The 16,434-nt window shown below is 36.8% G+C and carries 5 protein-coding genes; all 5 read right to left on the bottom strand.

The window, feature by feature from the left end; translation table 11 throughout:
* Positions 1 to 16: 16 nt before the first annotated feature.
* Positions 17 to 946: a PorP/SprF family type IX secretion system membrane protein gene (locus tag AC1EU5_RS15205; protein WP_480193275.1), complete on the bottom strand. Its 930-nt coding sequence runs from the start codon at positions 944 to 946 to the stop codon at positions 17 to 19.
* A gap of 43 nt (positions 947 to 989) precedes the next feature.
* A complete protein-coding gene (locus AC1EU5_RS15200) occupies positions 990 to 8,996 on the bottom strand; it encodes a T9SS type B sorting domain-containing protein (RefSeq protein WP_480193274.1) in 8,007 nt (2,668 codons plus the stop codon).
* Positions 8,997 to 9,184: 188 nt separating this feature from the next.
* The gene (locus AC1EU5_RS15195; protein WP_480193273.1) at positions 9,185 to 12,043 is read right to left on the bottom strand and encodes an OmpA family protein; all 2,859 of its coding nucleotides are present in this window, start codon (positions 12,041 to 12,043) and stop codon (positions 9,185 to 9,187) included.
* A 28-nt stretch (positions 12,044 to 12,071) separates the two neighbouring features.
* On the bottom strand, positions 12,072 to 13,004 hold the full coding sequence (locus AC1EU5_RS15190; RefSeq protein WP_480193272.1) for a PorP/SprF family type IX secretion system membrane protein: 933 nt from the start codon (positions 13,002 to 13,004) through the stop codon (positions 12,072 to 12,074).
* Positions 13,005 to 13,049: 45 nt separating this feature from the next.
* Positions 13,050 to 16,434: T9SS type B sorting domain-containing protein (locus AC1EU5_RS15185; RefSeq protein WP_480193271.1), on the bottom strand; the 3,385-nt coding region annotated here is incomplete at its 5' end.

Genomic DNA, 16,434 nt, shown 5'->3' with positions numbered 1-16,434 from the left:
TTGTGTAATCAAGTATTTAGAAAAATCTAGGTGATTTTAAGTTCTTCTTTGAAAAATCTATATCCCATAATAAAAATACCTCATGGGTACCATCATTAAAGTCGCCTAAGTTTGTAGTCGTGTAATCATATGCATAACCTATCCTAAAACTAGGAGTCACCCCAAAATTAACCAAAGCACCTATAGAATCATCCAATCTATAATTCAACCCTAACTCCAATCGCTCATTCATCAAAAAATTAGCTGATACATCTATAGATAATGGTGCGCCTGTAACCCCCTTGATCATCGTTGAAGGCTTAAACTTTAAATTATCTGATAAATAAAATACATATCCAGAAGTTAAAAAGTAATGTGTCTCCTCTGCTGCTCTGGTTATCCTACCATCTTCCTTCTCTAAATGCTTCGTCTCTAAAATATTGGGAACCGACAACCCTACATAAAACCTGTCTGTATAATAATAAGCGCCTGCTCCAAAATTAGGAAAGGTCTCATTTACATTATCATTAAACAATGGATCTTGACCTGGTAAGGTCTGTGGTAACACCGCCGATAATAAATCTACATTAAACAAACTGATACCTCCTTTTAATCCAAAAGCCAATCTACCTTCTTCTGAAGTAGAAATAGTATACGACACATCTGCATAAATATTGGTCTCTTGAACAGGGCCATACTCATCAGCTATAGCCGTAAATCCAGCTCCCAAGTTCCTACCTACAGGCGCATGAACTGACAAGGTAGCTGTCTTTGGTGCTCCATCAATACCAACCCACTGGGTTCTACCTAACAAACCTAAACTCAAAGTACCCCTACTACCTGCATAAGCCGGATTTACAACATTCATGTTGTACATATACTGCGTAAACTGAGGATCCTGCTGGGCGTTACCTGTAACTGATGTTAAACTTAATAGTAACAGTAAAGCTATAAATGCTATTCTCATGATTCTATTTGATATTTTGAATAAGAACAAAATCTTATTTATTTTAATAATTAACATACACCCAGCCAGCAACAGATTGCCTACCACCTTGGTTAAACTCAATTATATAGTAATATGTTCCTGCTGGCACTCTTTGACCTTTATCTAAGGTTCTTGAACCTGTAGAGAAACCATCCCACCATAGAGGCTCATCTCTACCATTGTTAGCATACTCATATACTATATTACCCCAGCGATCATAAACATCCATCGTAAAATTAGGATACTCAGCTAGTAAAGGAATAATGAACTCCTCATTCAATCCGTCACCATTTGGTGAGAACCCTGAAGGAATGAAATTACAAGGAACTGGATCTAAGTAATTCGGTGAATTATTGTCTGGCGGACCATTACAATTATCATTTCTAGGATTACCATCTGAGTCTGTATCTTCTCCATCTTCACCCGTTTCAGCGGTTGGTATACCATCTCCATCATCGTCAGTATCTCTATAATCAACCTCAGCATCAGGTGTAATTGAATTAGATACACTATTTCCTAGAGTGGCTGAAAGCTCATCAAATAGTGACTGATCTCTATTTGGAAGTTCAGTGGCTGGATCAGTAATTACAGTCAAACCATTAGGATCTAAGAAATCTCCTATTGAGCCATCAAATGCATCATCAAGTCCATCATTATCGCTGTCATTTCCTGAAGCTTCTACATCAGGATTGCCATCTGCGTCAAAATCATGTCCTTCAACAAAATCTGGTACATTATCATTTTCAGAATCCTCATCTAAATAATCAACATTATCTGTACCATCAGTATTTATAGGTTGAATACCATTACCAGATTGATAATTTTCTTCACCATTATCAGGGTCTATATCATACGCATCATCTAAACCATCATTATCAGCATCTCCTACAGGGTTCAAGTAGCCTCCTGTAGTTTGGCCTTCAACATTATCAGGAATACCATCTGCATCTGCATCTTGATCTAAATAGTTTGGTCTTGAATCACCATCTTGATCACCATCAGGTTCATTAAGCGTTATAATACCATCTCCATCATCATCTATATCTAAATAATTGTCAATACCATCTCCATCTGTATCACCAAAAGCAATTTCATCAATGGTATCTACACCATCATTATCATCATCATTATCTAAATAATCATCAATACCATCGCTATCTGTATCTTGAGCATCACTTGGATTACCATCACCATTAGGATCAGGATTTTCAGCATCTGTGGGAACACCATCACCATCATCGTCAGCATCTAAATAATCTGGCATGTTATTTCCGGTACTAGCATCTGTGTTTTGTGAATCAGAGAAATCACCATCTCCATTAGGATCTGGACCTTCAAATCTGGTATGAATACCATCACCGTCATCATCAATATCTCTGTAGTTTACATCATCTTCTTCATCAGTATTTGGTAAATCTGTTGCTGGATCTGTAGTTATTATTAATCCGTTTGGATCTCCATAACCAGAAGTATCACCGTCATAAGCATCATCAATGCCATCATTATCAACATCACTTCCACTAGGGAATACATCCTCAGTTCCATCTTCATTTAAATCATGTCCCTCAATACGATCTGGCACTGTATCGCCGTCACTATCGGTATCTCTATAATCAGGATCACTATCAGCTCCAAATAAACCTGAATCAGAATTTACATCATTGGCTTGAATACCATTATCAGATGCACTATTATTATTTGGGTCACTAACTGTAAGATTATCAAAATTATCATAGGCATCATCTAAACCATCACCATCTGCATCAGTACCTGTAGGCGGTATATAACCATCAGTAGTTTGACCTTCTACATTATCAGTAATACCATCATTATCTGAATCTTGATCTCTATAATCTGGTCTACCTTCACTATCTGTATTAGCCGTACCTCCTTCAGTAGCTGTTAAGATACCATCATTATCATCATCAATATCTAAATGGTCATCAATACCATCTCCATCTGTATCACCAAATGCAATTTCTATGCTTGTATTCACAGTATCATCATCATCATCAATGTCTAAGAAGTTATTATTACCGTCATTATCAGTATCTGTTAATGTATAAGTAATAACTGCCGAATCAGTATCATTGTCTTCAATAGCATCAAACAAGCCGTTTGCACCAGAGTCTGTGTCAGCATCATCTATAAAACCATCATTATTAGCATCTAATTGGCCGTGACCAGCTTCTACAACATCATTAAGTCCATCATTATCTGAATCTATATCTAAATGATTTGGAATATTATCTCCGTCAAAATCATATGCTGATTCTACTCTACCATCTGCATCTCCAACAGCAGGATTACCCGGTCGATCATCTAAATAATTAGGTACCCCATCACTATCATCATCTGCTAAAGGATCTAAACCATTTAACTCTACTGAATCTGGAATACCATCATTATCGTCATCTAAGTCTGCCATATCGCCAACTCCATCTCCATCAAAATCAGAATCTACTGTTAAAGTAGCAACTCGTGAAGGTTGATCAATATCACAAACAAATGCAGGTGATGATAAGATAACTCTGTACTGATACCCATTATAACTTGCAGGTACGATAGTAAGTGTTAATTGATTAGTGGTAGCACCACTATAACCAGAACTCACACCAGCAACTGGCGGTCCATTATTTACAGTAGTCCAAAGTGCGGCAGGATTTTCTCTTTCTTGCCATTCAAAAGTAACTGGCTGACCATCTACTGTAAATATTGCAGGAGCATTGATAATTACTGTATCATCACCCGGTTGACCTGCTGGCAAAGGCTGTACTCCTATACCGGCAACCTGAAAGTCATACGTTCCGTCATTCCCAAAATCTATCGGTTCAGTATAACCTAAAGTTAATCCAGGTGTATTTACTACACCATTAGCATCAACAGTAAGGTTAAAATCACTACCCAGTATACCATTATCATCTAAATCTTCAGCACCAAAACCAGCTTCGGTGAGATCATTACAAGGATCTCCATTGAAATCATCATTATCTGAATTTAAATCCAAAGCATCAATATCTCCATCACCATCAGAGTCCAACACTGGTATATTCAAAACACCACTATCAGGTGCATCTTCTAAAGCATTTAATAATCCATTAATTCCAACATCTGTAACATCAATAAGATCTAACCTTCCATCATTATCTCCATCAAGTACTGTTGCACTTAACTGACCAGATTCTACAATATCATAAATACCGTCATTATCACTATCCAAATCTAAGTGATTTGGTACACCGTCACCATCAGTATCATATACATCTGGAATACCATTACCATCAGCATCAGTATAATCTGTTAAGCTACCATCGCCAGGACCAGGACCACCGACAAGATCTTGCCAGTTTGGAATGCCATCACCATCTTCGTCTCCGTATGGATCGTTTCCTCCAGATTCATCTACATCAGGAATACCATCATTATCTGAATCAGCATCATTAACATCTGCTACTAAATCTCCATCGGAGTCTTCTTGTATTATTAATTGTCTAGAATCAGAAGCTATTTCTGTATCACAAGCATAATTACTTGTACTAACAAGTACCCTATAATAATTACCTCCAAAACTAGCGGGAGTATTACTAATAGTTAGACTTATTGTATTTGTACCACTATAGTTTGGATTTGCATCTGTAATATCTACATAGGAGCCTGGTGAATCATCAAGACTTACTTGCCATTGAAAAGTATCTCCTGTAGTAACCAAACCTACTACTGTAACATTATCACCAGCCAAAATTGGTGAGATAGGATCAAGCTGATTTGTAATAGCTGTTGTAACAGAAGCTTCTTGAAAATCAAATGTTGAATTTCCATTTACATCATCAGGAAGTGTATATCCTAAAGTCAATCCTGACGCTGCCAAATCAACAATACCATTTACATCAAACACTAAACTCACATCTGCACCCAAGATACCATTGGGCTCAGTATCTTCTGCGCCAAAACCAGCCTCTACAAGGTCAAAACAGTTATCATCATCTGCATCTATCTCATAAGCATCAAAATTCAAATCAGAATCAGAATCTGTGGTTGGTTGAAGGAGTGTTGCAGTAGATGTATCATCAGATTCTATAAAATTAAACAACCCATTATTGCCTGAGTTAGCTGCTGCCCCATCTATAATTCCGTCAGAAACATTATCTAATACATTTACTCCATCTATCTGACCTGATTCAACTAAGTCGTAAATCCCATCATTATCTGAATCTAAATCATATCTGTTAGGCACACCATCTAAATCTGTATCAAGTGTATCACCTCCCTCATCAACATCTGGAATACCATCATTATCATCATCTAAATCTATAGGGTCATCTATACCGTCATTGTCCCAATCGATGTCAAGTGCTTCTCTCCAGTCAGGCTCACCTCCTGGTGTATCTAAATCTGGAAAACTAGCAGGTGTTTGCCCATTGGTTGGGTTTATTTGTGTATCATCAGCATCATAGGCATTATCTAATCCATCTCCATCAGCATCGCCACCTGAAGGTACTATTTCAGGTGTACCGTCATTATCAGTATCCCAACCTTCAACACTATCAATATCTGCATCATCATCACTATTTAAATCAATATAATCAGCACCATCAGCCGCGCCATCAGTATTTGTAGGAACTACAGCTCCAAAAGGACCTGTACCTCCACTAATACCAACTGTTAATTGATCATCACCATCATAATTATCATCAAGCCCATCATCATCAACATCTGTACCAGCAGGTGCTATATAATTTGCAGTTGTTTGTCCTTCAATATTATCAACAATACCATCACCATCTGCATCTATATCTATATAATCTTCATCACCCGTTCCATCAGTATTTGGAAGTGGTAGAGGAGTAGCTTCTAAAGTATCATCTAGTCCATTACCATTTGCATCATTTAAAGTTGTTGGATCTCCAGGAGTACCATAGTCTAGATGGCCATCTCCATCGGCATCTACACCTCCAGCTTCTATGATATCAGAAATTCCATCCCCATCACTATCTAAATCAAGATAATTAGGAATTGTATCATTGTCTAAATCATCCGTTCCTTCAATCGCATCTGGAATACCATCATTATCACTATCTAAATCTAAAAACTCTGGAATACCATCACCGTCTTTATCATCATTAAATAAGTCACCATTCATATCTGTATCCTCATCGGCAGTATCAATGCCATCACCATCATCATCATCATCTAAATAATTATCTGTTCCATCACCATCAGTATCTAATGTATCACCTGTATTAGGATTTCCATCGCCATCAGGATTTGGTCCTTCTAAAATTGTATCTACTCCATCACCATCATCATCTACATCTAAATAATCATCTGTACCATCTAAATCTGTATCTAATGGATCTGTAGACCCTGAAGTAGGGTCACCATCACCATCTAAATTTGCCCCTTCAAACTCCGTGTTTACTCCGTCACCATCATCATCAACATCCAAATAATCTGGAGTTGTATCTCCACTAGCTGAATCTGTATTCTGTGGAGGAGTTGCACCAGAAGTAGGATCACCATCGCCATCTAAATTTGCCCCTTCAAACTCCGTATTTACTCCATCGCCATCATCATCTACATCTAAATAATCTGGGGTTGTATCTCCACTGGCTGAATCTGTATTCTGTGGAGGAGTTGCACCAGAAGTAGGATCACCATCGCCATCTAAATTTGCACCTTCAAACTCCGTGTTTACTCCATCGCCATCATCATCTACATCTAAATAATCTGGGGTTGTATCTCCACTGGCTGAATCTGTATTCTGTGGAGGAGTTGCACCAGAAATAGGATCACCATCACCGTCTAAATTAGAACCTTCAAACTCCGTATTTACTCCATCACCGTCATCATCAACATCTAAATAATCATCAACACCATCTAAATCTGTATCTTGTGTCAAACCGGTATTTGGGTTGCCATCTCCATCTGGGTTTGGATTCTCAAAAAATGTATTTACTCCATCATCATCATCATCTACATCCAGAGCATCAATATCTCCGTCACTATCAGTGTTTAGGATTGTATATGTAAGAGTTGCCGTTAGCGTATCATCACTTTCAATGCCATTAAATAAGCCATTAGCTCCTGACCCAGTATCAGCACCATCAATTCTACCATCAAAATCTGTATCTAAAATAAAAGCGTGACCTGCTTCAAACATGTCATAAACACCATCATTATCACTATCTATATCTAAGTAATTAGGAGTGAAGTCCCCGTCAATATCACCATTTCCTTCAACAGCATCCGGAATACCGTCATTATCACTATCTAAGTCAAGTAAATTTGGAACTCCATCACCATCATCATCACAAAGTTGAAATGTAGCAAAACGTAAGTTATCAAAGCCCTGCTCATCTCTTCCAGCAGCACCATCAGAATCAACACCATATTCAATAACAATTGTAGTAAATGGTTTTGGGCTTATTACCCCTACAAAATTCTCAATATTTTCACCAAAAGTAGTTGATCCTTGTGTTGTTCCAGCGCCATCTTGAAAATCTGATATACCTGTGGCGTTTAATCCAACCCCTAAGGATGGAGGTGTTTGCCAAACCAAGCTTCCATCAACTTGAATTTCAATATCTGTGGTAGCGATACCGCCAAAATCTAATATATCTACTAAGTCAAACCCTGCCGCATTAACAGGATTTGTAAATGTAATAGTAGTTATAGCTGTATAATCATCTATGTTGCTGGGTGAGGGCGGTCGAACTCGGATACCCGTACCTCCTCCTCCTGATTGATATCTATTATTTGTTGAGGAAACTGCGCTTGATATTGTAGTATAGCTAACAGTATAACTGGTTCCTCCATCAGAAAATGGCTCTGAGCCTGCCCAATCAGTAATTGAAGTAATCACACCTCCACTGGTAGTAACATCTGCATCCCAGTTTGAAGCTGTATTTCCACTACCATCTGTTAAACCCCCAACAGTATATACGTTTATGCTATTGTCTATCCAATCTTGATTGGCTGTAGCCGGACATTCCTCTGTATCTGGAATACCATCATTATCATCATCTAAATCGGTATCATCAGCTATACCGTCACCATCACTATCTACTTTTACAGAAATATTTACTGTACCAGTATCAGTTAAACCATTGCTATCCGTAATTGTGTAGGTAAAAGAATCCCTTCCGGAAAAACCAATAGGAGGTGTATATGTAAAAGTACCATCTGCATTGACAACAACAGTACCTCCGTTTGCTGAAACTGCATCAAAACTTGTAACTGTAGTAGGGCCTGTTCCTAATTGATCAGCCCCATCTCCATTATCAACAAACACATCACCATTTAAGATGGTATCAACAATAGTTTCAACTTCATCATTTATCACTACTGGTACCGCAACTATTGCATTTAAAGTAACAGAGACCTGAACAGATTCAATATTAGGAATACCCGCAGAATTATCACCTGGTAAAAGTTGTAATGTTTCAGTTGTACCAGTTGCAACAAACCTAAATGTTTCTGTACTCCAAACATCTTGTGAAGCGGCAAGTGAAATTGTTTGCATTGGAAAACTTCCTACTACATATCTAAACTCATCATTGTAAACAGGAGAATATGCAACACTACCAAAACCGTCAGCATTTGTGGTGGCAGTCAATGTATATAGCGTCACCTCATAAGTAAACCCAGCAACCAAACCTGTCATGGTAGTACTTATTATTTCCTCTGATCCTGATGGACCTAAATCCCTCAATGAAATCCATGATGTGTGGCCATTGGGTGGCAATGGCAACATGCCCCCAGCAACATTCCATGTGGCACCTCCACCTAATGAAATACCGGTAGCAGCAGCTTGATTGGCATCTGAAACATCAGGTGTACCCGAAGTAGCAACCCAACCAGGTGGAACACATGACGCACATGGAGCAGACCCATCTGATGCAGGAATTGATTGTGATAAAATTATTTGCGATGAAAAGAAAAGAATACTTAACAAAGTAATTGTTAATATTTTATTTCTTAAATGCACATAATCGTAAATATGATTTGCAGTTAAGTAATTTTTTCTCATGGTATATTTTTACTTAAGTATGTTGTTTTTGGTAATTTACAGCTTCTTTAAAGCGTACAATAACTTTGATAATCCCTTATTTATTAATTGTTTCCCTTCAGATTAGCAATAAAAACAAATATATAAAAAAATGTTAACGTCAATTTTTTTTGAACCTTTATTTTTTACATATTTATCAAGCATATTTATTACATTTTAATAATTCTGAACTCAGTTCTTCTGTTCTCCTGATGCTGCTCTGATGTACACTTCACAAAACTTGAACAGTTGTTCACCAATTGCATCTCCCCGTAGCCTTTACTCTTAATTCTATTACCTTCAATTCCTTTTGCTATTAAAAATTCTTTGACCGATTTAGCACGCTTTTGCGAAAGTATCTGATTGTACGCTTCTGTATTGTTAGAATCTGTATGAGACCCTGCTTCTATAATCCAAGAAGGATTTTCTTTTAATATTTCTACCACCCTTTTTAATTCATAAGCGGCATCCCTTCGTATATCTACCTTATCATAGTCAAAATAAATTGGATTTGTATTAATAAACCTTGCATTATTTTTTTCTATAATTTGCTCTGAAGGATAGCCATTACCTCCTACAATCATAAACTCAATCCTTCTATTAGCCTGATGTTCATTTTCTGAACAGTTAACAAAACTCTTACATTTGTTAACGTACCTTTTTTCACCATAACCTTTGCCTGAAATTCTGTTGGCATTTATCCCTTTAGAAATGATGTAGTTTACAACTGTCTTGGCTCTTTTATCAGATAAAATTTGATTATATGATTCAATATTTCTAGAATCTGTATGTGCCCCTGCCTCAACAATAATGGTAGGATTATCTTTCATTATTTGAACTATTTTATCCAATTGCTTCAACTCATCATCAGACAAGCTCCATTTATCATATTCAAAATAAATAGGTGAAATTTTAATAAAGCTTCCCATTTTTGCACTTACAGATAAATCGTTATCAGCAACACCCGTATTCTCAGCATTAGCTTCTAGTACCGAATCCTCATTTATGGTATTATTTTCTGTTTTGACCTCGTCTGTTTTTACATAGGTCATGTTATTCTCACCAACTTTTACATTTTCAATGCTCGCTGCATTTGAAGCAAACCTGTCATTATCATTAACAATAACAAATTCTGTTCTTCTGTTTAATTGATGTTCTTCTCTAGAACATTTCACAAAGCTTGAACAGTTATTGACCAGCTGCATTTCTCCGTACCCTCTTGCAGTAATTCTATTTCTGTCAATACCTTTCGAGACGATATAATCTACCGTAGCTTTTGCTCGTTTCTCTGATAATATCTGATTATACCCTTCTCTTGCTCTTGAATCAGTATGTGAGCCTGCTTCTATTACCATAGATGGATGCTCTTTCATAACAGCTACTACCTTATCTAATTCTTTAGCCGCCTCAGGACGGATATTCCACTTATCAAAATCAAAATAGATAGTGTTTACATTAATCACGATCTTTTCATCAACCATCTTTAATTCAGGGTCCATTTTTACACCTATATTCAAAGGTGTAACATTTGTATCGTTGGCTGTTTTAAAATCTATTTCTTTTTTCATGTATCCCGGTGCCTCAACTACAGCTTTATACTCAGTATCACTTTTGGCATCAAAGCCAAAGGCTCCTTTTAATTCTGGTAAAACAACCGCCTTTATCTTAACAATTCTTTTTTGTTGTTTCTTTAATTCATCAATTCTTACAGCATCAGTTTCCTCGTCATAAATTCTAGGGTTATCATCAATAATATATGTATACCCATCAGGTAAGATATCTTTAACATCTATACCTTTAGCAGTTTTTTTACCAATATTACTAACTTCAACAGTAAACTCCACTTCTTCTCCAGTTTCTGGGGCTTCATTGTCAATAGTAATCTTTACATCAATTTCTGTATTGTTAATTTCTTCAACTGTTGTCTTTATTGAAGCATCGCTATCAACATTTGTGAAAGGTTTCCAATCATCATCTAAGCTTGTTGGAATTACCAATTTATCAACTTCATTTCCTTCATTGTCAAATAATGTGATAGTGGTTCCTGGAATGATCTGATCTGTATCAATATCTTTTACGATACCTACAATAGCCTGCTTTCCTTCAATCTGTATGGGTGGGTCAGCTACTAAAGCATAGATATCATCATCTCCTTTACCTCCTTTTCTATTAGAAGAGAAATATCCTCGATTGTTTTCATCATTGATTATATAAGCAAAATCATCTTTTTCACTATTAATAGGTTCTTCAAGGTTAATTGCCTCAGTAATGGTTGAATCAAAAACGCGTGAGGCAAAAATATCTAGCTCGCCAAAGCCCTTATGTCCGTCTGAAGAAAAATACAAGAAATTATTATCACTAATAAAAGGAAACATCTCACGCCCTTCGGTATTTATTCTAGGTCCTAAATTCTGAGGAGTGCCATAGGTTCCATCATTATTTACATCCACTACATAAATGTCTGTTTTACCAATAGAACCAGGTCTATCTGAAATAAAATATAATTTTTTATCATCTGCACTTAATGTAGGGTGCCCAGTAGAATACTCATCATTGTTAAAAGGTAATTTTACCACATCTATCCATTGACCCTTGTCTGTAACTTTTGCTTTATATAATTGTATATTTACAGTACCTGTAGAGTCTTTTATTGCTTTGTTTCCAGAAGAATAATTATTCGCACTAAAATATACCGTTTTCAAGTCTTTTGTGAACGATGCTATCCCCTCATGGAACTTATTATTCACATCACCAGGCACTAATTTTTTATTTTCTATCTCGCCATCCTCAGAAACGTTACCAATATATATATCTAAAAAAGCCTGGTTATTACCACTCCAGGTTGTTTTTGTAATAAAGGCGTTTTCTTTAGGAGCCGCAAAAATCACCTTGTCCTTACCGAAAAAAGTGGTTCCAAAGTCAGAATTCTTAGTATTGATCTTTACACCTTTAATTGTATACTTACCTGGAGTTGTCTGCCCATATACAACTCCCGCAATTAATAGTAAACTCCAAATAACTTTTTTCATTTTAATCGCTTTATCTTATACTATTCGTTTAGAAAAATCTAGGTGATTTTAAGTTCTTCTTTGAAAAATCTATATCCCATAATAAAAATACCTCATGGGTACCATCATTAAAGTCGCCTAAGTTTGTAGTCGTGTAATCATATGCATAACCTATCCTAAAACTAGGAGTCACCCCAAAATTAACCAAAGCACCTATAGAATCATCCAATCTATAATTCAACCCTAACTCCAATCGCTCATTCATCAAAAAATTAGCTGATACATCTATAGATAATGGTGCGCCTGTAACCCCCTTGATCATCGTTGAAGGCTTAAACTTTAAATTATCTGATAAATAAAATACATATCCAGAAGTTAAAAAGTAATGTGTCTCCTCTGCTGCTCTGGTTATCCTACCATCTTCCTTCTCTAAATGCTTCGTCTCTAAAATATTGGGAACCGACAACCCTACATAAAACCTGTCTGTATAATAATAAGCGCCTGCTCCAAAATTAGGAAAGGTCTCATTTACATTATCATTAAACAATGGATCTTGACCTGGTAAGGTCTGTGGTAACACCGCCGATAATAAATCTACATTAAACAAACTGATACCTCCTTTTAATCCAAAAGCCAATCTACCTTCTTCTGAAGTAGAAATAGTATACGACACATCTGCATAAATATTGGTCTCTTGAACAGGGCCATACTCATCAGCTATAGCCGTAAATCCAGCTCCCAAGTTCCTACCTACAGGCGCATGAACTGACAAGGTAGCTGTCTTTGGTGCTCCATCAATACCAACCCACTGGGTTCTACCTAACAAACCTAAACTCAAAGTACCCCTACTACCTGCATAAGCCGGATTTACAACATTCATGTTGTACATATACTGCGTAAACTGAGGATCCTGCTGGGCGTTAAGGTTAGTGATAGAAATTACAGCTATTAATAGTAAATATGTTATTTTCTTTTTAATCATTTTTATATAATCTATGAGCAGCATTCAACATGCTGCTCACTTATATTAGTAATTTACATATACCCAACCTGTAATTGGTTTACGTTCACCATCATTAAAATAGATGATATAATAATAGGTACCCACGGGAACTCTAAAGTCATCTCTTCTAACTGTCATTCTTCCATTTGAGAATCCATCCCACCATTCTGGTTCTGGATTTCCATTGTTTTCATAATTATAAACTCGTGTACCCCAACGATCATAGATTTCTATTCTAAAGTCTAGATATCTAGTTAATAGAGGAATGATAAATGTATCATTATCTCCATCATCATTAGGTGAGAATCCATCTGGAATGATATCACATGAAATAGGATCTAAATAATCAGGTATAGTATTTTGATTACAATCATCATCTAACCAATTACCATTTTCATTGAAATCTTCATCAAATGTATCTGTACCATCACCATCATCATCTATATCTCTGTAGTCTACTTCAGCATCTGCTTCCACAAAACCATCAGGAAGATTTGGTGTATTAGAAATATCAAGATCAGTATTTGGTAAATCATTAGCTGGATCATCAATTTCATCATTCACATCATACGGATCGTTCACATCACTACCTTCAAATCCATCATCCAATCCATCACCATCAGTATCAGTTCCAGTAGACTCTGCATCTGCTACACCATCATGATCAGTATCATGACCTTCTACTTCATCAAGCACACCATCATTATCTGAGTCATCATCTAGATAATCCGGGGTATCTGTTCCATCTGTATTTTCAGGATCAATACCATCTGTTGGCTCATAAGCATCATCTAAACCATCACCATCTGAGTCCAATCCTGAAGGTTCTGTATACGTTCCTGTTGGCTGTCCTTCAATGTTATCAGGAATTCCATCGCCATCAGCGTCTATATCTAAGTAATTCGGATTTCCATCAAAGTCTGCATCATCACTTGTTTCAATAGCTGTTAAAATGCCGTCACCATCATCATCTATATCTAAATAATTAGGTTGACCGTCATTATCACTATCATCATCAAATGGGTCACCAAGACCATCAACATCTTCATCAATGGTATTAATTCCATCTCCATCATCATCAATATCTCTATAATCAACATCCGCATCAGGTTCACCACTATTTGCATCTTCGTCAGTATCGGTTAGATCAAGAGCCGGATCATTTATTTCATCATTTACATCAAATCCGTCATTTACATCAGACCCTTCATAACCATCATCCAATCCATCCTGATCTGTATCCGTTCCAATAGCTGATGCTTCGCTAGGATCAATCATACCATTACTATTTGCGTCATGCGCTTCAGTACTATCAGGTACCAGATCATTATCAGAATCTAAATCTAAATAATCAGAATTATCCGTTCCGTCAGTATTTTCAGGGTCAATACCTGTTCCATCACCTGGCGTAGTTTCATAACTATCATCTAAACCATTACCATCGCTATCTACCCCAGAAGGTAATCTATAGTTATCAGTAGGTTGCCCTTCAACATTATCTGGTATTCCATCACCATCTGCATCTATATCTAAATGATTTGGTATTCCGTCACCATCAGCATCTAAATTATCACATATTCCAGCTGCATTTATTGCACATCCAGTATCAGGATCTTGATAATTAGGAATATCATCATTATCATCATCTGCACTTGGGTCAGTTCCTCCATTAAAATTGTTAGACTCTATTATATCTATGATACCATCATTGTCATCATCAATATCAAAGATATCTGGTACCAGATCACCATCTGTATCAACCAATACTTCTATGGTAACCGTTGCAAAAGCATAATCACCATTAGCCGAGCCTATCAAGCCCTGACCATCTTCTATTCTGTAGACAAAACTATCATCTCCCACAAAGTCTGCGTTTGGCGTATATATAATTCTATCATCTGTAGGGTCATTTGGAGTACCACGATCATCAACTGCAGCTGTCCCAAACACTGGTGGAGTGGTAATCACAATAGTATTATTACTTGGACCATCTCTACCAAAATCATCATTAATTAGTACATTAATAACATTATCCGTTGAATTTTCTACAACCTGTACATCATCATCTACCGCCGTAGGTAAGAAATTAATAACAATATCAGGATTAGAGCCGTCATCTGTCAGTACACTTTCATCATCATCTAAAGGATCTCCATCACCATCTTCATCAACATCAAAGCTTAGTGTAAAGTCACTATCAAAATCAATATTATCAGAACCTATGATCTCAGCTCCATTAGAATAATCTGTTCCGGTAGTTAATACTTCTGCTTCAAATCGTAATTCAATAGATTCATTTGTTGCTAAATCAAGTTCTGTACCTGACCAAACGACAGTATTTCCTGTTAAAGTTCCTGAACTGGTAACCGTACCACTTCTGTCAACGACAAGACTTCCTGGAATAACGCTGTAGCCATCTTGAACCACATCACGTACTGAAATACCAGTTGCATTACTTGGCCCATCATTGGTAACAGTAATCATAAATGTTACAATATCTCCTGTGGTTGGGTTGTAATCATTCATGGTTTTCTCCAACCTTAAATCAGATACCGGAATAGGTGTAACAGCAACAAAATCTTCATCATCATCATCAAGACCGTCACTATCTCTATCATCAACACCAAAACTAATTGCCGGATCACTATCAGGATCTTCATTATCTGATGCTACAATCTCTGCATAATTATCATAATCACCAGCTACTCCGTTTGCCAATACTGTGGCTGTAATTTCTATAGTGGCCGTTTGTCCTGAAAGGATTGTTGCTGGCAACACCCATTCTCCAGTACTTTCGGTATACGTACCATCTCCTATTGCATTAACAAAACTATAACCAGACAGCAACACATCAGAAACAATAACTCCTGTTGCATCACTTGGACCTTGATTTGTTACAGATAGTTCAAAGGTAATGTCTGTTCCAACAAAAGGAGAGCTTCCGCCTGCGCTGGTAATTATTTTACTCAACTCTAAATCTGAAAGTGCTATTGCTTCAATAGTTTCCTCAAGATCATCAGGAGTTAAATTACTATCTATTTGACCTAATACTACATTGGTAACCTCATTTGTAATTATTTGGCCTCCAACATCAAGGTCTACTCTGGCTTCAATTGTTAAAATTGCTGTTGCTCCATTATTAAGCGTACCTATAGTCCAGGTAGTGCCATCATAATTACCTTGTGTTGTTGTATTATTACCTGTTGCCGTTACTCTTGACGGCAATGCGTCATCTAAACTTAACCCAGATACTTGAGCGGGACCTCTATTCTCTACTGTAATTGTATAGGTAATTATTTCACCAACAAAGGGTGTATTATTGTCAACCGTCTTGCTAATAAATAAGTCAGATTCATTCTCTACTGTAATCGTCTCCTCCAAATCATCTGGCGTAACATTACTATCTATC

It is taken from the genome of Maritimimonas sp. 2405UD52-3, assembly GCF_056591715.1.
Note: the sequence above shows the minus strand (reverse complement) of the source record. Positions and strands in the feature narration are given on the sequence as shown.

What these genes read in the sequence shown, in the direction of transcription:
- AC1EU5_RS15200 (WP_480193274.1), bottom strand. Translation starts at nt 8,996, where the DNA reads ATGAGAAAAAATTACTTAACTGCAAATCATATTTACGATTATGTGCAT.
- AC1EU5_RS15195 (WP_480193273.1), bottom strand. Translation starts at nt 12,043, where the DNA reads ATGAAAAAAGTTATTTGGAGTTTACTATTAATTGCGGGAGTTGTATAT.
- AC1EU5_RS15190 (WP_480193272.1), bottom strand. Translation starts at nt 13,004, where the DNA reads ATGATTAAAAAGAAAATAACATATTTACTATTAATAGCTGTAATTTCT.
- AC1EU5_RS15205 (WP_480193275.1), bottom strand. Translation starts at nt 946, where the DNA reads ATGAGAATAGCATTTATAGCTTTACTGTTACTATTAAGTTTAACATCA.